This window comes from Flavobacterium olei (assembly GCF_039749035.1).
GTDB classification, from domain to species: Bacteria; Bacteroidota; Bacteroidia; order Flavobacteriales; family Flavobacteriaceae; genus Flavobacterium; species Flavobacterium olei.
Genome location: NZ_JBDKWC010000002.1, coordinates 720,794 through 739,478 on the forward strand (window position 1 = coordinate 720,794; position 18,685 = coordinate 739,478).

At 33.6% G+C, this 18,685-nt stretch carries 15 protein-coding genes, 2 tRNA genes and 1 pseudogene; 8 read left to right on the top strand and 10 right to left on the bottom strand.

Annotation, left to right across the window (positions count from 1 at the left end):
* Positions 1-131 precede the first annotated feature (131 nt).
* Positions 132-1,598: a glycoside hydrolase family 130 protein gene (locus tag ABEB31_RS07165; protein ID WP_347050661.1), complete on the top strand. Its 1,467-nt coding sequence runs from the start codon at positions 132-134 to the stop codon at positions 1,596-1,598.
* An 18-nt stretch (positions 1,599-1,616) separates the two neighbouring features.
* On the opposite strand, the gene ABEB31_RS07170 is transcribed toward ABEB31_RS07165, so the two are convergent.
* Together ABEB31_RS07170 and ABEB31_RS07175 are read right to left on the bottom strand one after the other, a co-directional pair.
* Entirely contained in the window at positions 1,617-2,384 is a 768-nt protein-coding gene (locus tag ABEB31_RS07170) for a TIGR03915 family putative DNA repair protein (protein ID WP_347050662.1), read from the bottom strand.
* Positions 2,385-2,386: 2 nt separating this feature from the next.
* The gene (locus ABEB31_RS07175; RefSeq protein ID WP_347050663.1) at positions 2,387-3,646 is read right to left on the bottom strand and encodes a putative DNA modification/repair radical SAM protein; all 1,260 of its coding nucleotides are present in this window, start codon (positions 3,644-3,646) and stop codon (positions 2,387-2,389) included.
* 289 nt (positions 3,647-3,935) lie between these two features.
* Here ABEB31_RS07175 and ABEB31_RS07180 point away from each other — a divergent pair, with 289 nt between their 5' ends.
* Positions 3,936-4,181: a hypothetical protein gene (locus ABEB31_RS07180; protein WP_347050664.1), complete on the top strand. Its 246-nt coding sequence runs from the start codon at positions 3,936-3,938 to the stop codon at positions 4,179-4,181.
* 102 nt (positions 4,182-4,283) lie between these two features.
* Here ABEB31_RS07180 and ABEB31_RS07185 read toward each other — a convergent pair whose 3' ends face one another.
* From ABEB31_RS07185 to ABEB31_RS07195, 3 genes are all read right to left on the bottom strand, one after another.
* On the bottom strand, positions 4,284-5,378 hold the full coding sequence (locus tag ABEB31_RS07185; protein ID WP_347050665.1) for an exopolyphosphatase: 1,095 nt from the start codon (positions 5,376-5,378) through the stop codon (positions 4,284-4,286).
* A gap of 212 nt (positions 5,379-5,590) precedes the next feature.
* Positions 5,591-5,662 (bottom strand) — tRNA-Glu (locus tag ABEB31_RS07190).
* Between the two features lie 168 nt (positions 5,663-5,830).
* Positions 5,831-7,351, bottom strand: a complete 1,521-nt coding sequence (locus ABEB31_RS07195; RefSeq protein ID WP_347050666.1) for a hypothetical protein — start codon at positions 7,349-7,351, stop codon at positions 5,831-5,833.
* A gap of 128 nt (positions 7,352-7,479) precedes the next feature.
* On the opposite strand from ABEB31_RS07195, the gene yiaA reads away from it, so the two are divergent.
* The 3 genes from yiaA to ABEB31_RS07210 all read left to right on the top strand — a co-directional run bounded on the left by yiaA (position 7,480) and on the right by ABEB31_RS07210 (position 8,750).
* Entirely contained in the window at positions 7,480-7,950 is a 471-nt protein-coding gene (gene yiaA / locus ABEB31_RS07200; protein ID WP_347050667.1) for an inner membrane protein YiaA, read from the top strand.
* 205 nt (positions 7,951-8,155) lie between these two features.
* Positions 8,156-8,515 (top strand): hypothetical protein, encoded by a 360-nt coding sequence (locus ABEB31_RS07205; RefSeq protein WP_347050668.1) that lies wholly within the window; start codon positions 8,156-8,158, stop codon positions 8,513-8,515.
* Positions 8,490-8,750 carry a hypothetical protein gene (locus tag ABEB31_RS07210; RefSeq protein WP_347050669.1) on the top strand — a complete coding sequence of 87 codons (261 nt, stop codon included), beginning with the start codon at positions 8,490-8,492 and terminating at the stop codon, positions 8,748-8,750. The genes ABEB31_RS07205 and ABEB31_RS07210 overlap by 26 nt, the downstream gene beginning before the upstream one ends.
* Positions 8,751-9,080: 330 nt before the next feature.
* Here the strand turns inward: ABEB31_RS07210 and ABEB31_RS21690 are convergent.
* The 4 genes and pseudogenes from ABEB31_RS21690 to ABEB31_RS07225 form a co-directional block, all read right to left on the bottom strand.
* Positions 9,081-9,230: pseudogene (locus ABEB31_RS21690) on the bottom strand (lantibiotic dehydratase); the annotation flags it as partial.
* Between the two features lie 238 nt (positions 9,231-9,468).
* The gene (locus ABEB31_RS07215; RefSeq protein ID WP_347050670.1) at positions 9,469-11,178 is read right to left on the bottom strand and encodes a S8 family peptidase; all 1,710 of its coding nucleotides are present in this window, start codon (positions 11,176-11,178) and stop codon (positions 9,469-9,471) included.
* Positions 11,179-11,233: 55 nt separating this feature from the next.
* Positions 11,234-11,362 (bottom strand): hypothetical protein, encoded by a 129-nt coding sequence (locus ABEB31_RS07220; RefSeq protein WP_347050671.1) that lies wholly within the window; start codon positions 11,360-11,362, stop codon positions 11,234-11,236.
* 676 nt (positions 11,363-12,038) lie between these two features.
* Positions 12,039-12,111, bottom strand: a tRNA-Met gene (locus tag ABEB31_RS07225).
* Positions 12,112-12,228: 117 nt separating this feature from the next.
* On the opposite strand from ABEB31_RS07225, the gene era reads away from it, so the two are divergent.
* The 3 genes from era (at position 12,229) to ABEB31_RS07240 (ending at position 17,577) form a co-directional block, all read left to right on the top strand.
* Positions 12,229-13,110 (top strand): GTPase Era, encoded by an 882-nt coding sequence (era, locus tag ABEB31_RS07230; protein WP_347050672.1) that lies wholly within the window; start codon positions 12,229-12,231, stop codon positions 13,108-13,110.
* Between the two features lie 243 nt (positions 13,111-13,353).
* Positions 13,354-14,661, top strand: a complete 1,308-nt coding sequence (der, locus tag ABEB31_RS07235) for a ribosome biogenesis GTPase Der (RefSeq protein ID WP_347050673.1) — start codon at positions 13,354-13,356, stop codon at positions 14,659-14,661.
* Positions 14,662-14,817: 156 nt separating this feature from the next.
* A complete protein-coding gene (locus ABEB31_RS07240) occupies positions 14,818-17,577 on the top strand; it encodes an outer membrane beta-barrel protein (protein WP_347050674.1) in 2,760 nt (919 codons plus the stop codon).
* A gap of 4 nt (positions 17,578-17,581) precedes the next feature.
* Here the strand turns inward: ABEB31_RS07240 and ABEB31_RS07245 are convergent, their stop codons facing one another.
* Positions 17,582-18,598, bottom strand: a complete 1,017-nt coding sequence (locus ABEB31_RS07245; protein ID WP_347050675.1) for a hypothetical protein — start codon at positions 18,596-18,598, stop codon at positions 17,582-17,584.
* Between the last annotated feature and the right edge of the window lie 87 nt (positions 18,599-18,685).

Here is an 18,685-nt window from a genome sequence, read left to right on the forward strand (position 1 = left end):
TATAAATACGGCGTGTTTTATGGACAATTCTGAGTTTTAATAGAAAATTAAATTTTTTTCTTTAACAAAAATTATTAACTTGTTGTGAAATAAACTTTTTACCAATCGTTATTATTATAAAAAAAACAATCATGCGAGTATCAGTAGTACGAAAAAATATAAAATTTGCCCCGGATTCAAGAAGAGTTGTTGCCCGTTATTTTATGAACGGCGTCGAAAGAACCAAACAAATGGTGATTCGGATTATGATGCTGGACGAAAAACAAGTCACGCAAACATTAGAACAAACGCTTCGTGAATTTGCAAGAAGACATCGAAATATTTCGGCAGTATTTTTTAGACACTGCGAAAAAATCAGACCTATAATAGAAGATATGCAGATTGATTTTGAAGCCATGTCTCTCGATCGTAAAATGCTAATTGGTTCCTATTGTACAATGGAATATGCAATCGAATCGGCAGCAATTTTTAATCCGTCAATTGTAGAAGATTTTGATCAGACCGGATTGGAAATAGGAGAGAAGCGTGTTGTTATTTCGTTTCGCGCAACTGGGGAAGGACATATTTCGTCAATTGTTTTTAGAAGAGGAATCCTGGATCGCAACAATGATTTGCATATAATGAAAATTGGAAATCATATTGATAAAGCAGAAATTGAGCATAAAACCTTATTTAATAAGGAACGATTTCTGAAGAAATTGTATGAAATGCATACAACAGACAAATATATTGCTCAGATTATGCAGGATCTTCCGGAAGAATTTGAGTTTGCTGTTTTAAAAAATATGTTGGTTGAGTCCTTAAAGGATCCAGAGATTCGCGGAGAAAGAAAAATGGCGCTGCAGGAAATATTATGGCTGGCCAATTCTTTTTATGATTTGCAGTTTAAACATGACTCTGATATTACAGAACGTGTAATTTTTCCGATCTCAGATTCTGAAAGCCGTGGTATAGAAGACGCCCGTTTTGTGCGTTTTACAGATGATGATAATTCTGTTCGTGTTATGGCGACTTATACAGCTTATAACGGACATACTATTTTGCCAAAATTAATTTCTACCGAAGATTTCTATAGTTTTAGAGTGATGCCGCTTCATGGCGAAGGAGCTCAAAATAAAAACCTGGCTTTATTTCCAAGAAAGATAAAAGGAAAATATGCGATGCTGGCGCGAATTGATGGCGTTAACAACTATATTATGTATTCTGACAGGGTAACACAATGGAATACGCCAGTTTTATTGCAGGAGCCGCGTTATACCTGGGAATTTACACAAATCGGAAATTGCGGTTCACCACTCTGGACAGAAGAAGGATGGCTTGTAATCACTCACGGGGTAGGAACAATGAGACGCTATTGTATTGGGGCTTCATTATTTGATCTTGATGATCCGTCAAAAGAAATTGGACGACTAACAGAGCCTTTGCTTTCGCCACTCGAAGATGAGCGTGAAGGTTATGTACCCAATGTCGTTTATTCTTGTGGTGCCATTATTCATAACAATAGTTTAATTCTTCCGTATGCAGTTTCAGATTACTGCTCTACTTATGGTGTAGTCGATTTGGCAGAATTACTGGAAGCGCTTAAAAAGAGTAAATAAAAAACATTTTCTATTTTTTTAATCCGGAATCTTTTCAGTCAAATTTTTCCAATATCTTTTTGGCATGTGTTTGATGTGAAGTTTAGTGTTTTTTCGGGATTCGATATTAACGTTGGTGAAGTAGTTTTTCCATAAATGCTGGAAAAATTCTTCACCATCGTCATTTATTTCTGCCAACGAATTTCCGGTAACAGCAGCAGAGTCGAATTGTATCTGTACGGTAGAAACATTTTCAAGATCGTAATAAATACCATATTTACGTTTAGAGTCATAAATAAGCCAGCGCTGATCGGCGTACCGGTTTTTAAAATGCTTTTCTATAAGCGGCAAAACATTGCAATCGGGCTCAACAATTGCATAATATAGGTTATCAGTTGTAAGTTTAAAACGAACAAAAGCTTTCATTCGATGACTTTCTCTCCCTGTAAGATGGGATGCTTTTCTAATGCTCAGAACTTCATGACGGCTCAAATCCTGTTCTATATTTATCGGACTTGAAAAAGCATACTGAACAAATTGGAACATAAGTTCTTCAATTTGATCTGTTTCCGAAAAAAAAGCATTGTAAAGATTGCCAAGACCCATTCTGGTTAGTCTTTGTCTAAGGCCGTCCAAAACGCGTTTTGCTTTTACGCTATCTGTTTCCACAAAATGTGTATTCGAAAAAAGCAGTGCATTTGAAGTTTCTTCTTTCGCAAAAACAACATCTGAAAGTTTGTATTCGTAGATTTCGAAAACAGCTGTAAGCCAGCCTTCAAAAGTGCTGTCGTAAATTACTTGTGTCATTTTTAAAATAATGCAAGTTGGTTCGAAAAATCATTTTGGTATTTACTCTTTTGAGAATTCAGAATATGATCTTTAATCTGCATGGGTGTCAAATCTTTCTGCATGTAAAAAGGCGAGGCAAAGGCCAGAAAATATTTGGAACGACTGTAAGCGATGCCTAATTTTTGTAAATCTTCGGGTTGCAGCCTTTTAAATTTTCTGGCGGCAACAATTTTTTTAGCACCCAAAAATCCAATTCCGGGAATGCGTTGTATTAGTTCGAGATCTGCAATGTTAATGTCAACCGGAAATTGATTGAGGTTACGCAATGCCCAGCCCAATTTTGGATCGATATCAAGATCGAGATTTGGCTGATCGAAGCCTACAATTTCGTTTACATTAAAGCCGTAATAACGAATTAACCAGTCTGCCTGATACAAACGGTTTTCCCGAATCATAGGAACCGGAGTTCCAATTGCAGGAAGTCTGTTGTCATAACTTATTGGCACATATCCGGAATAATAGACACGACGCATGTTCATTTGCGAATAAAAATAGTTGGCCATGCCCAGAATTTCCATGTCATTTTCTTGTGTAGCGCCAATAACCATTTGTGTACTTTGACCCGCAGGAGCAAAAACCGGAGCTTTATAATTAAGCTTTTTTTCTTCCTTATAACCGACAATCTCGTTTTTAAGATATTCCATTGGTTTAATTACATCCAGATGATTTTTATCCGGAGCAAGTAATTTCAGGCTTTTTTCTGTTGGCATTTCTACATTTACACTCAGACGATCGGAATACAGACCGGCTTCTCTTAGTAATTCGTCGCTTGCGCCTGGAATTGCTTTTAGATGTATATAACCATTAAAATTTTCCTCAAGTCTCAATTTTTTTGCAATACGCACCAGACGTTCCATGGTGTAATCTGCATTGTCAAAAATACCAGAGCTTAAAAACAGTCCTTCAATATAATTTCTTCTGTAGAAACCAATCGTAAGATCTACAACTTCCTGAACGGTAAAAGCAGCACGTTTGATGTCATTACTTTTTCTGCTGACACAATACGCACAGTCAAAAATACAATGATTGGTTAGCAGTATTTTTAAAAGAGAAACACAACGGCCGTCTTCTGTGTACGAATGACAAATTCCGTTTGCTGCAGCATCTCCAAGACCTTTATTTTTATTTTTTCTGTTACTTTGACCCGACGAACAGGAAACATCATATTTCGCCGCATCTGCCAGAATTGCCAATTTTTCCATTACTCTCTCGTGTACCATTTTGCTCTTTTTTATTTGTTTTGGAAGAAAATTCAATTCTCAAAATTACAAATAGGAAGTAGAAGGATCCTGAAAAGCACTGTTCTAAATTGTATCAATTTTTTCGGGCGAAAAATCTTATATACTTAAATTTTAACTTTTTAAGAAGTGAAAACAGGTATAAATACGGGGTCGCGAAATGCTGAATCTTTATACATTCGCCAAAATCAAAAAACTAATTAACCCCCTAAATATTGGTTTTACGATTAAATAGTATTAGCGAATATTAAAAAACAAAAAAGCTAAAACAATGAAATTTGTAAAAGGACAAAATGTATCCTACACAACTTTGAGTGGGAGATCTTATAAGGCAACCATACTTGAAAGAAAAATGGATTTTAAAAAGGGGTTAATGATAAAGTGTGCTTCAAAAAGCATCGACTTTCATTATTTGATTAAAGTACAAAAGAATGGCGTGAGCGAAGAGATTTTGTGTGCCGAAAACCACCTTCAGTTATTAGAAAAGAAAAGTAAAGAAATTAAAAAAGCAGCTTAATAGCAGCTTTTTATTCGATTACTTTAAATTCTTTGATTAATCTTTATAAAATAAAAAAGCTCCAGATTTCTCTGAAGCTTTGATGAGGTTGTAAAAAACAAATTAAAAATTGGTATTTACTTTTTTAGAACGATCTGCAATGTAAGAAATCAACCAGATTACCTGTCCCTCTTTTACAAAGTATATTTTCTTGGCAGCTAAATTTGGAATACTTTCCAGACACGCAACAAGTATATTATTCGCAGAGATCAAATATTGCTGATCGTAAGTGCTTAAAACCCTTGCAGCTTCTTTATTCGTTTTACCAAGATTGCTAAATTTACTGAAATTATTTTTTAAGATTGCATCGTAATTAATTACATCTTCCAGAGTTAATGGAATATAGTGTTGTTTAACATCTTCATTATAATAAAGAGTCGAAAACGCCCAGACAGCACCTCCGGATAAGTACATTTTTTCTTTCTTTAATAAAAGAGGATTCGCATCGAGCATCTTTTTAATTTCCTTACGAAGGACGCTGGTGTAATCAAAAGATTTTTCCTGATACGTAGACATATCATTTGCCTGATTCGGATTAGCAACCGTCTTCTTAACAGCGTCTGTCAGTGTCATGGTGCCAAAATCAAGTTCTAAAGGAATGAATTCTAATTTATCGTCTTTAAGTTCGTCAATATAACCTCCTCTTGTAGTTTGAGCGCCAATATCAAGTAAGAAAGCATTCGAATAATCAACTGGCGGAATTGCACCTTTAACTAAAGTTTTTGGTTCTTCGTTAACCTCCAAAATTTCAAGTTCTTTACTTGTCAAAGTAGCAATTTTGTTTTTTAACGCGTCGATATTACGTGCAGATGCAAAGACTGGAGCAGCAACAAGAAAAATGTTTTCTTCAAGAATTTTGTTTTCTGCCTTAATTCTCTTCAATTGTTCGACAACAATATTGCTGGTTTTGTTGATGTCCTCCGGAGTCAATTCGCCTTTAGCGGCAATGTGATCTGCAAAAGGAATTCGCTCTGTCCAGAAAGAAAGAATTTTATAATCGGCTTTTTTGATATTGCTAACATCAATAACAGAAACTTTTATCGCTCTTCGTCCAATTTCGATTCCTGCATAAATGCTTTTTTGAGAAAAAGAATTAAAGGTTAAAAATAAATTTAAAAGAATAAAAAATAAAAATAGGGGTTTGTTTTTTTTAATCATTAGATTTAATTGTGGTATTAATATATTTTGAATATAATGTAAAAACGGACTCTTAATTGCCCATAATATTGCGAAGATAATTTACAACCGCGCAAATTTATAAAAAAAATCAGCGATTACTCTCATTTTCGATACTAAGAAATCGAAGAAGTGCTTATTTATATTTTAAATAAACAAAAAAAGCTTCAGATTTCTCTGAAGCTTATTCTTAGTAGCCCGTAGCGGAATCGAACCGCTCTTACATGGATGAAAACCATGCGTCCTAACCGATAGACGAACGGGCCATTTCTCTAATGCGGGTGCAAAACAAGGGAATATATTTTAAAAATCCAAAAAGATTTTTACTTTTTTTTGATGTTATTTTTAAAAAAGCTGATGCACTGTAATTTATAAATTCATCTTATTACAGGATTTAAGATAAATCTGCTTAAAAAATTAATCTTCTTTTCGTTTTATATAGAATTTGTAACGGGGAAATAGGAGGAAAGTAGGCTTAGTGTGGTTTCGTAAATGGTTTTTCTTCTGACTTTGGCCAGCAGCCAGGACAGGAAACTCATAATGATAATATCTTTCGGACCATCTTGTGATGTTATTATAAAATCTTCTATCGTTTTTTGAAATTTATCTGTCTGTACAATTTCGGGTTTCATAATATAGTGCTCAACATATAAAAGATAGGATAGGACACGTTCTTCGTTTACCATTAAGAGGTATTTTTTATAACGTCTTTTAAAACTCTTTATCCGGGATAATGCCAGCTCTGTGTTTTCCTGTTGTGCATGCAGCAGGATTTCGACCAGACATTTTTTTATAGTCCAGTCCATTCCCATTTTTTTTTCGTACCAGCTTTCGGTATGGTTTAATTTTGCCATTTCTTTTGCAGCTTTTCGTCCGGCATTTTGCTGTATGTAAAAAACAATTAGCATAAGCCTAATGTCATTACTGTCATTAACATCTGTTTTTTTATTAGAAGAAAGTGCCTTTCCGGCAATTTCGATTGCTTTTTCAGGATGGCCAATGTAATTTTCATTAAAAGCCAATAAGAGATAATATCTAAAGCAAAAACGTTGATAATATTTACCCGATTGTTTCTGAAGCTCCTTAAACATTAAATGGAGATAATTTAAAGAATCTTTAAAACGACCATTTCTAAAATAGAAATTAGCGATAAAATACAAAATGTAGATATGATAATAGAGATGTCTGTCTGTCGTATCTGTTTTTTTACTGATGAACCGATAACTTTGAACTACAAAAGGCTGTATAAGAGAATAGTTATTATTTAATGCGGCGTATTCATTTGCAATGAATAGGATTTGATATAAAGATTTAAAAGTCAGGCCTTTTTTTAATGATATTCCATGTGTCTCAACAGTATTTTTTAGTAGCTCCTGAAAATCTACTATTCGGCTTTCGTGGTAGATCGCGGCAAGTTCGCGGCGCAATACGGCATATCCTAAATTAAGCTGTTCTTCGTATTCCAGCAGTTTTTTATTTGCTTTAAATTTCTCTATTATATTTTCAATTGGCTCAGACAAATTAAAATGTGCAAATTGTATCTGAATCATGTAAATTTCATTTAAAAGACTAAACTGTTCGATGCTTAATGCAATTTCTTCAGCCTTTGCAAGACACTTAAAGGCAGTTTTTGCCATTTTATATTCAAAAAATAAACGACTTACCACAATGAGGCGAAGTATTTTATTTTCCTCTGAAGTGTCATTTTCAAAACTTCTCTTAGCCATGAAATCAATCATGTTGTCATAGAGTCGTTTTCGGAGAGCGTGGTAGGCATCAGCACTTTTTTTATCTTTTAAAGATTCATTTTTTATTTTTATATCATCAGTTTTTAAAGAATTAAACAATTCAATATTACTGGTGTCTTTGCGCTTGTTTTTTTTAGATAGATAAGTTATGAATGCCTTTTTATCTGTATCATTCATCATATTAGCTATTTCCTGAAGTGCATTCATAAGGTTGATATTTGAGGACATAAATGTAATGAAAATGTATTTTTATATCATCAGTTTTTTAAATAAATTGATTTTCAAAAGTCGGGCTTCATTCAGACATTTGCTTCATAATTATAAAACATAAAATTATGGAACCGCTAAAATCAAATGAATTAAACAACAATTCAGAATCAAAAAATGCAAAATTAAATAATGGGTCGCCTTTAAAGCCAAGTGCTGCTTTCATCGGTGCATCCTGGATGACGTTACTTATAGGGATGACTTCCTATTGTATTGGTCTTTACAATTCGGCTATGGCGTACAACGAAAAAGGATATTATTTCACCGTTCTTCTTTTTGGGCTATTCTCTGTAATATCTGTACAAAAAAGCGTGAGAGACAGACTCGAAGGTATACCGGTAACCGATTTGTATTACAGTATAAGCTGGTTTAGTACCATTGCGTCGATAGTATTCTTAATAATTGGTCTTTGGAACGCCAATTTGTTACTAAGTGAAAAAGGATTTTTCGGAATGTCGTTTGTATTAGGACTGTTTTCTGCTCTCGCTGTGCAAAAAAACACAAGAGATCTTAAACAATTTGAATCTACTACCATATAGTTTTTAGCGGGCCTCATTACTGTTACACATTAGTGTGCGGTTTTGAGGTTTTCTAAACTTTAAAGGCTTTAGATATAGAGATCACATTCTATATCGTATAATGATTTTGAATAATAAACATCCATTACTTCATTGGTTTTATTGAAAATTAAAGAAAAAGAATATATTTGATAATATATTTCATTAATGTTAAGAATAAGTAAAGATGTATACGATAAAACAAAGAAGGTTGTTTACAAAACGAGAATACAATATTTTAAATAATAAATTAATTTACAAGACCTCTTATATTGGTGGAGAAAGCGAAGGAGCAATTGCATTTGAGAATTTAGTAAAGGAAAAGATGACATACAAAAGTACCAACCCTGTTTTGATGTTGATTTCATTTTTATTTTTCGGAATGGCGGGGCTTTCGTTTGTTTTTAGAAATGATAAAGATGCAGATCCAAACATGTGGATCGTTTTTACTTTTATGGCAGTTGTTATGCTTGGTGTATATTTACTCATGAATGAGAATTCATGGAAAATCAAAACTCAAAATGGCGGGATACATTTACTTATTTAAGAATATACCAAATGAAAAAGTTGTTGATGATTTTATAATTAAATTATTCAATGAACGGGATAATTATCTAGTTGAAAATTATCTAAGTTTTGATAAGAATTTGAAATATGAAATGCAGGCGAATGATTTAAAGTGGTTATTAAATATAGAAGCCATTTCAAAAAAAGAATTTGATAAATATTATCTCGATCTGAAGTTGCTTTATTCACCAAAAACTGGCAACATTGGCTTTTAGTGTAACTATTGACAGGAAAAAAAGCACAGAAAATTAAAGCTATACAAGTAGAGTGCAGACAGGTTACTTCTTCTTCGTAAAGACATTAAATTAAAAGGTGCGCATGTCTATAAAATTGTTCAATTTTTCATGACAAATACTTACCTAATAAAATACTAATAGCTTTGCTTATAAATCATATAATAAAAAAAGCTCCAGATTTCTCTGAAGCTTTACTCAGTAGCAGGAACAGGACTCGAACATTTGTCCGCCGCGGCGGATATAAGCCAGAAGAGCTATCAACTTTCAATAAGTTTTTTGATGAATTCTCTTGCTATCCAGAACTGCATATCAAACTGGGTAAATCTTTTGTGTTTTTTCAGGTAAATCTAATATTATATTGCTTTCAACCTCTATTTTCCCGACCGAGCATCCTGCAAAAAGGCCAAAAGGTGTGCACCTTGACGACATTCTTGCAATATATCGAAGTAAGGTAAATTCTAAAGCTGATTTTTTTTTTTTTCATAAAAGAATCAGGTTTAGAAATTTCCCATTTGTTAAGCTCATTTACCAGTTCCGGTGATGCTAGATTTAATGCTTCTTTACTATTATATTTTTGTAAATAGAAATTGCCTTTTCACAATTATAATTTTTGAGAAGATCCAAATAAAAAGGAATGGGAAATAGCGGGGGTTCTCAGTATATATTTTGAAAAAGAAAGAAATTTTAAACTTTGGTTTCATTTCTTCTTTTTGCTCACTTTTTTAGCTAATTGCATAGCATTGTAGACATTTAGTACTTTTCCTGATTTGGATAATTCTGAAAACGCGACTTTTTTGTCTTCAGTACCTGGTAAGATTACGTTTCCAGAATAAGCAATCCCTGAATCCATAATGATTTCTTTGACTTCTTTTGCGGTAAGATTAGGATAATATGACCATATTAAAGCAGCTGTACCGCATACCATTGGTACCGAAAATGAAGTTCCAGAATCTGTTTTGTAGATGTTTCCAGAACCAGTTGTATAAATATCTTCCCCTGGAGCAAATAAGTCTACATTTTGTTTCCCATAATTAGAATAATCTGAAACAAATTTTTCTCCAAAATTTTTATTAATTGAGCCAACATTAATAAAATTATTGCAAATTCCTCTGATACCGTCATAGTTTTGATCATTAGGATAGTGAATTGTTTTATCTAAATCTTCCCCGTCGTTTCCGGCACTATGCACTAAAAGAACATTATGTTCTTCGGCATATTTAAAAGCATCTGATACCCAGTCTTTATGCATAGAAAATTCTTTTCCAAATGACATATTAATTATTTTAGCACCATTATCAACTGCATAACGCACTGCCATTGCAATATCTTTATCATGTTCGTCCCCTGAAGGAGAGATATTTAAAGGCATGATTATTATATTTGCTATACCTTTTATTCCAATGTTATTGTTTCGGTTTGCGGCAAGAATTCCCGACACCATTGTATTGTGATCCTGAATAGTTCGTACTCCCTCTATAGTATTACTAATTTTGTTGTTACCATAACCTTTTTCCAGAATATTAGGATTGTCACCAATCGACAGTCGTTCGTTATAGTTTATATTTAAGTTTTTGTTGAGTACTGAATCAAGTTGGGTTTCTTTATCTTTTAATTCCTTAAAAGAGTTTTCACCAACTTCTAAATTGCTCATCATATACGAAATTAGAGCCCCTAAATCTTTATCGTTATCATCACGTCTTTGTCTATATCTTTTATCGTTAATTTTGTATTTTTTATAAAGACTATCTAATTGTTTATACGTGTAATCTTCTTTAGGGAAAAAGTATTTTAAAGTGTCTTTAACTAAAGGATAAATTGCTACATCGTGTTTTAAAGATTTATACCAGTTTCCATAATATTTAGTTTTCTCTTCAAAAGTTTTTAAAGCCCTTTGATACTCTTTAAATTTCCACAAATCTTTCTCATTAATTTGAGATTCGGTTTTGTTTTCAAACAATTTACCCCAGTACTGAACTATTCGAACATATTCATACCTGTTCCAAACAACATAGCTGCCACTTTTTGTCCCCGTAAAACTCCAGCCATTAATATCATCTATGTAGCCGTTTTGGTCATCATCGATTACATTGTTTGGTATTTCTTTTGTATTTATCCAAAGTTGTCCTTTTAAATCTTCGTGATTTTTATCAATTTGAGTATCAACAACAGCTACGATGATATTTTTATTTTTAGGTTTCTTTTTATTCTTTGAATACCATTTTTCTAATGAAATGCCAGGGATAGTATCAAATGCGAAATCTTTTTGATGCCAGGATTTTATTTCCTCACCCGTATAACTTTTTTTTCCGGTCACTGATTTAAAATCATTAACCTTTTGATGTTTTATTGAATTACATTGAACAAACATTATAAGAGAGGCGAGTAAGAGAAAGAAACGTAATTTCATTTTATTAGTCTTGATAAATTAAAGAGGCAATTTCTTATTAATGATAGCTGTTTTTTTATGGCTGTGGCGGCTTACACTTATCAGAAGAATCTCCTTTTTGATGATTTGTGTCAATAGGGTCATCTTTTGTATCATCTCCACCACCAATAATCACTCGTAAGTTTTTTAATTTAGCGATTTCCAAATTTTTCTAAATTAAAATTTGTATCTTTTTTGGGTATTTTTTTAAATTTCATGTTTTTATATATTTTAAATTATTAATACAAATATATTTGATTTGTGCAGAACTTTGTAAAAAGCTATGTTGTACATGTCGAAACAATTTTTGAAATGTATTTACTATTGGTTTAAAATGTGCCAGACAATATTTGTACTGTAATATTTGATGTCAGATATCCTTTGATGGCGACAGTTAAAAAATAGCAGATAATAATATTCCTGTCAATGAGTATTATTCAGATGATAGGGATAAAAAACATATTTTAGAAAACTGCTTATGTTATTTTTCCAGCAGACAATTGGATTCGATTGCTAAACAGGCTTATAGAGAATATTCAAAAAAAAACAATTAATTTTGGATGTAACTAACTAATAAACCTCCAGGCTCTTTGAAGTATGTACGCTGTGCGAATGTCCTTTGCTCTTTGAAGTGTGGACGCTACGCGAATGTTTCTGACTTCGTACCCGCAATCTAAATCAAAATTTTAGTGTAAATAAAAAAAGCTTCAGACTTCCCCGTTCGCTTAGATATATCTCCGCAACGATAGCGCAGATTTATAATCTGTGCCCGCAAAGAGAATAAAAGAAAATATAAACAAAAAAGAAAAGCTCCAGATTTCTCTGAAGCTTTTTTATCGTTGTAGCGGGAACAGGACTCGAACCTGTGACCTTCGGGTTATGAGCCCGACGAGCTGCCTACTGCTCTATCCCGCGATGTTTCGGGTGCAAAGATACGCCGTTTTTTGAGAAAAACAATGAAAATATTAAAAAATGTTTTATTTTCTGTATTAACTTGATATGACTACCTTTGCAAAATAAATTATACTCAAAATGTCACATAAAGCAGGTTTCGTAAATATTATCGGAAATCCAAATGTTGGAAAATCAACCTTGATGAACGCCTTCGTTGGAGAACGTTTGTCGATTATCACCTCAAAAGCACAAACTACGCGTCACAGGATTTTAGGAATTGTAAACGGAGAGGACTTTCAATTGGTTTTGTCGGATACTCCCGGAATCATCAAGCCGGCGTATGAGATGCAGGAATCGATGATGAATTTCGTAAAATCTGCCTTTGAAGATGCTGATATTTTAATTTATATGGTCGAAATAGGAGAGCAGGATCTAAAAGATGAAGCTTTCTTTAATAAAATCATTCATGCTAAAATTCCCGTTTTATTATTATTAAATAAAATCGACAATTCGCATCAGGAGCAATTGGAAGAACAGGTATCATTTTGGAAAGAAAAAGTGCCAAATGCAGAAATTTTTCCAATTTCAGCTTTACAGAATTTTAATGTTCCGGAAGTTTTTGGAAGGATTATCGAATTATTGCCAGAATCTCCAGCTTATTATCCAAAAGATCAATTGACTGATAGACCGGAGCGTTTCTTTGTAAATGAAACCATTCGCGAGAAAATTTTGCTGAATTACAGCAAAGAGATCCCATACGCAGTGGAGATTGTAACGGAAGAGTTTTTTGAAGATGAGAAAATCATCAGAATTCGTTCGGTTATTATGGTAGAACGTGAGACACAAAAGGGAATTATAATCGGACATAAAGGTGCGGCTTTGAAAAAAGTAGGTACCGATGCGCGTGCCGATTTAGAAAAGTTCTTCGGAAAACAAATTCACATTGAACTGTATGTCAAAGTAAACAAGAACTGGAGAAGTAATGCTAATATGCTAAAACGATTCGGATATAATCAATAGTTTAAATTGTTTCTCCCGAAACTTAGGGATCAGGTTTCAGGTTTCAAGTTTGAATTGAACGTGAAACTTGAAACCAGAAACAAAAAACAACAAAAATCTCAGGTACTAAGAAACTTAGTGACTTAGTCACTTTTTTAACTACCTTTGCAAAAATTTAAAATAAGCATTTTGGATCACAAGTGATTAGGTTTTTAGGGAACTAAAAATTTAAAACCGGAGATCTAAAATCTAAAATTCAAAAAAATGAATAACATTGTTGCGATAGTAGGAAGACCTAACGTAGGGAAATCGACCCTTTTTAATAGGCTGATACAAAGAAGAGAAGCTATTGTAGATTCTGTATCTGGGGTGACCCGTGATAGAAACTATGGTAAAAGCGAGTGGAACGGAAAAGAGTTTTCTGTTATTGATACCGGAGGATACGTTCGTGGATCTGATGACGTTTTTGAAGGTGAAATCCGTAAACAGGTAGAACTCGCTATCGACGAAGCCGATGTTATTATTTTTGTGGTTGATGTTGAAGAGGGCATTACACCAATGGATGAAACCGTTGCTAAATTACTTCGCAAAGTTACAAAACCGGTTTTACTGGCTGTAAATAAGGTGGATAACGCTATGCGTGAAAAAGATGCCGTTGAGTTTTACAATCTGGGTTTAGGTGAATATTTTACTTTTGCCAGTATTTCCGGAAGCGGAACCGGAGATTTATTAGACGCCCTGATTGAAGCATTCCCGGAAAAACCAGAAGTTGAGGTTAAGGAAGATTTGCCTCGTTTTGCGGTTGTTGGTCGTCCAAATGCTGGAAAATCAAGTTTTATCAATGCTCTTATTGGTAAAGACCGATATATAGTTACCGATATTGCAGGAACAACCCGTGACGCAATTGATACCAAATTTGACCGTTTTGGTTTCGAATTTAATCTTGTAGATACAGCGGGAATTCGCAGAAAAGCGAAAGTTAAGGAAGATTTAGAATTTTATTCTGTAATGCGTTCCGTAAGAGCAATTGAGCATGCAGATATTTGTATATTAGTAATCGATGCAACACGCGGATTTGAAGGTCAGGATCAGAGTATTTTCTGGCTGGCAGAAAAAAACCGAAAAGGTGTTGTAATTCTGGTAAATAAATGGGATTTGGTAGAAAAAGATACCATGTCTACAAGAGATTACGAAGAAAAAATTAAAAAGGAATTAATGCCTTTTACAGATGTGCCCATTCTTTTCGTTTCGGCTTTAACAAAACAACGTTTGTTGAAAGCTTTGGAAGCTACGGTTCAGGTATTTGAAAACAGAAAACAAAGAATTGCGACGTCGAAATTTAATGAATATATGTTGAAGGTTATTGAAGCTTATCCGCCGCCGGCAACAAAAGGTAAATATGTGAAAATTAAATATTGCATGCAATTGCCAACACCAACTCCTCAGTTTGTATTTTTTGCCAATATGCCGCAATATGTTAAGGAACCATATAAGCGTTATTTAGAAAATAAGATTAGAGAAAATTGGGATTTTGCAGGAGTGCCAATCGACATTTATATCAGAGAAAAATAAAATATTAAATCCCCGGAAAGGGGATTTTTTTATGGGTAATACCACTGAAATTATCACATTAATTTTTTTATTGGCATTATATTTGAATAAATGTGAAAACTACAATTAAACCTTTTAAGGTTTCGGTAGTCTAACCATCTAACTAACTATTTTTTTATGACCAAATTATTTTCATTTTTATCATTTTTCTTTCTTTTTGTTTTGGCAGCAAATGCACAAAACGACATTACAGTTAAAGGAACCGTTTTAGATGTAAACACACAATTACCTTTAGAACTTGCTACAGTCTATTTTACAACCGTTAAAGATTCGACTGTACTTGAATATGCTACCACAGACAAAAACGGGGCATTTAGAATGAATATTAAAAAGTTTGACCGACCTGTGTTCTTAAAAGTGAACTACATGGGATATCAAACTTATTATGAAGAATATAAAAACCTTTCTGAAAGCAAGGATTTTGGCAAATTGTATCTAATTGAAAATGTAAACGCCTTAAACGATGTTGTCATTAAAACAGAAGCGGCACCGATAACGATCAAAAAAGATACTCTGGAGTTTAATGCAAATTCTTATAAAGTCCGACCGGATTCTAATGTAGAAACATTATTAAAACAGCTTCCCGGTTTTGATGTGGATAATGATGGGAAAATTACCGTAAATGGACGCGAAGTTAACCAGGTTCTGGTGAACGGAAAAACTTTCTTTGATAAAGACGGAGCGATAGCTATTAAAAATCTTCCGGCAGATATTATAAAAAAAATCCAGGTTTCTGATTTTAAAACCAAAAAAGAAGAGCTTTCTAAACAGGAATCAACTTCAGATTTTTCGAGTATTAATATCACAATAGATGAAAAGAAAAACAAAGGTTATTTTGGAAAAATAATGGGAGGTTACGGAACTGATGACCGTTATGAAGCTAATATAAATTTGAATTATTTTAATAATAAGCAGAAAATAAGTCTGCTTGCTTCTTCTAATAATATCAATTCAACTGGTTTTTCTATGGATGATGTTTTTGATAATATGGGAGGAGGAAGGAACAGCAGCGGAAGAGGAGGCGGAAATTCAAATTCTGGCAGTGGAAAAGGAATTACACAATCGAATCTCGTGGGGGTAAATTATTCTGACGACTGGACGGAGAAGCTTCTCGCCATGGGAAGTTATAATTTTTCTAATACAGTGAATAAAAATGAGAGTAAGGTAAATGAGCTTAATTTTTTGCCAACCGGAAATAACACTGTGGAGTCTGATTCTAAAACCAGGAATGAAAGTACCGGGAATAATGCTAATTTTGAATTGGAATACAGAATTGATCCCAAAACACGCATTGTTTTTGTCCCAAAAGTAAACCAGTCCAGAACTAATAGTAGTGCTATTTCTTCCAGCCAAACAGAAGATGAAGAAGGCAATTTGCTTAATACTAGTGCTTCAAGTTCTTTTTCTGAAGGTAATAATACTAATTTTGGAAATACAATTAACTTCAACAAAGCTTTTGAACGTAAATCACGAAACTTAAGTTTTGTTTTCTCAAATAATAATACAGATAATGATTCTGATGGAATCAATATTTCTGAAACTATTTTTTACGAAGGAGCAAAACCAAATGATTTAAGAAATCAAAAAACATTAAAGAAGAATACCAGCGATTCTTATTCTGTCGATTTAGAATATACAGAACCGATTACAGATTCACTACGAATCAGATTTGGATCAGATTTGGATTGGAAAAGCACGAGTAACGATCAAAAGACATTCGATTTTAATGCCGATACACAAGAATACACAGATTATAGTTCGAGATTTAGTAATTACACGAGCTCAACTCAAAATTCGGTAACGCCAAAGGTTGGAATTACGCTTCAGAAAAATAAATTTACGATCAATCTGGACAGTCGTACCTCTATTGTGAGTTTTGACAACTATTCTTTATACCAGGATGTAGCTACAGATTTAAACAAAAAATATGCCTTACCATTTGCAACAGCTTTGTTGAGATATAAATTCAGCCGATCTAAAAATTTATCATTTAAATATGATTATTCCAATGCATTGCCTTCTGCTACTCAGTTAATGCCGGTTGTGAATCTGAATAATCCGTTAAATACGATTGTAGGAAATCCTGATTTAAATCCGGTCGAAAAGAACAGCATCAACTTTAATTTCAGAAATTATGATTTCAGATCCCGTTCAGGCTATAGCGTTTATTTAAAAGGAGATTATTATAACAATGATATCGTATCGATTTCTAATTATAGAGATGACGGGACAAGAGAAACCACTTATGTAAATATTTCAGGAGTTTACAATGCTTCTATTGGAGCAAACTGGAGTCAGTCAGTAAAATTCGATGCGCATACACTACGTTATGGTTTAGGGTTAAATGCGAATTACTCCTTTGATAAAGGATTTACTAATGATATATTATACTACGCAAAATCAACCGGAATTACTCCAAAGGTATATATGTCCTACGATTACGGAGAGGTTTTGACTATTGCACCATCATATAATTTATCCTACAATCAGTCAAAATATGAGAATTATTCCAGAGATGCCACTTCAAATGTTGTACACAGAATTAATTTGCAGACTACAACGTACTGGCCGGCAAATTTAATTTTCGGAAATGACTTTGGATATACGTATAATTCTAATATTTCTGACGGATTTAAAAAAGATTTCTACCTCTGGAATACCAGTTTGTCTTATGGCTTTTTAAACAAAACACTTTACGCAAAAGTTAAGGTTTACGATGTTTTAAATCAAAACCTTAGTGCCACAAGAACTATATCTGCAACCTCAATTCGGGATGAAGAAAATACGGTTTTACAGCGTTATGTTATGTTTTCTTTAGCGTATAAAATTGGAAATTTTTCCGGAGCTGAAAAAGGAGGAAAGAGACAGCGAGGATAATCGTTTATTTTATTCCAACACACATTGTTTTCAATTTAATACTATAATCCGGCTCCAGAGGTTCGTTTGTTTGAGCTAATCTCTGAGAGCCAACATTTGCAGGGCATGCAATATCATTTGTAGCATCAAATATAATTCGCTTTCCATTTTGAGTTAACATTAATTGTTTCGGAACATATACCTGAACATGAGTCTTAGAATAACCCGAAGGGAAATATCGCACATAATATCCATCGGGATGAAGCGTCCAGATACCACTTGGTACATCGGTTCTTGCAGGCGCAATTCCTGCTATTATGGCATATTGTTCCATTTCTGCATAAGAATAATTTCCTGAAGCTACCAGTTGACGAATTTTATTTTCGGCCTCAAAAATTGCCTTTAAATTATCAGGAAGTTTATCTTTTGCTTTTTCCATTAAATTACCTGGCAACACGCCCAATACACCACCCTCAAGTTGCGTTAACTGCATCGGTGTCAGCAATGCAATGGCTGTTAGTTTTACATTTCCATTATAATCTGCAAATTTCGTTCTCGCGATTATGGTCCATAATAATATCTGGATATCATGCTGACTAATTTCAGGATGACGCTCTGCACTTTTCAAAATTGCTGTCACAATTTCTTCTTTAGGACCCAGAACTGGCGCGTACATGTAACCATCTCCTTTAGACGGGGCAAATGTTCCGGCATGCAGGCAATAGCTTTTACTGGTCATTTCATACAAACCTGCACAAAGTACAAAACCACCATCGGGTGCTTTCGGTAATAAATATAGTGGTTGCGCTTTTTCACTTATTGAAAAGTCAGGCATTTTTGAACCTTCCATATTCACATCTTCAAATGAAGTTGTAATGGCTGCCGGCTGTTTTAAAATTTTATCAATCCCAAGTTTTTTAGATGCCATAGAAGCTCCAGCCTCCAATATTTTATCGGTTAAACCGCCAAATTGCGCTTGTGAAGTCTGGACAAAAGATAATTGAAATAGAATTAAAAATAAGATGCGCCTTACGATTTTCATTGTCAGTGTTTTAGGATTAAAATCAGACGAATTTAAGGATAACTTTCCGACATTAAAAGTTTAAATAAAAAAAGTAAGTCAAAATAA

Bases quoted from the DNA above. Each gene is read 5' to 3' on its own strand.
- ABEB31_RS07165 (WP_347050661.1), top strand. From the start codon at position 132: ATGCGAGTATCAGTAGTACGAAAAAATATAAAATTTGCCCCGGATTCA.
- ABEB31_RS07170 (WP_347050662.1), bottom strand. From the start codon at position 2,384: ATGACACAAGTAATTTACGACAGCACTTTTGAAGGCTGGCTTACAGCT.
- ABEB31_RS07175 (WP_347050663.1), bottom strand. From the start codon at position 3,646: ATGGTACACGAGAGAGTAATGGAAAAATTGGCAATTCTGGCAGATGCG.
- ABEB31_RS07180 (WP_347050664.1), top strand. From the start codon at position 3,936: ATGAAATTTGTAAAAGGACAAAATGTATCCTACACAACTTTGAGTGGG.
- ABEB31_RS07185 (WP_347050665.1), bottom strand. From the start codon at position 5,378: ATGATTAAAAAAAACAAACCCCTATTTTTATTTTTTATTCTTTTAAAT.
- ABEB31_RS07195 (WP_347050666.1), bottom strand. From the start codon at position 7,351: ATGAATGCACTTCAGGAAATAGCTAATATGATGAATGATACAGATAAA.
- yiaA (WP_347050667.1), top strand. From the start codon at position 7,480: ATGGAACCGCTAAAATCAAATGAATTAAACAACAATTCAGAATCAAAA.
- ABEB31_RS07205 (WP_347050668.1), top strand. From the start codon at position 8,156: ATGTATACGATAAAACAAAGAAGGTTGTTTACAAAACGAGAATACAAT.
- ABEB31_RS07210 (WP_347050669.1), top strand. From the start codon at position 8,490: ATGGCGGGATACATTTACTTATTTAAGAATATACCAAATGAAAAAGTT.
- ABEB31_RS07215 (WP_347050670.1), bottom strand. From the start codon at position 11,178: ATGAAATTACGTTTCTTTCTCTTACTCGCCTCTCTTATAATGTTTGTT.
- era (WP_347050672.1), top strand. From the start codon at position 12,229: ATGTCACATAAAGCAGGTTTCGTAAATATTATCGGAAATCCAAATGTT.
- der (WP_347050673.1), top strand. From the start codon at position 13,354: ATGAATAACATTGTTGCGATAGTAGGAAGACCTAACGTAGGGAAATCG.
- ABEB31_RS07240 (WP_347050674.1), top strand. From the start codon at position 14,818: ATGACCAAATTATTTTCATTTTTATCATTTTTCTTTCTTTTTGTTTTG.
- ABEB31_RS07245 (WP_347050675.1), bottom strand. From the start codon at position 18,598: ATGAAAATCGTAAGGCGCATCTTATTTTTAATTCTATTTCAATTATCT.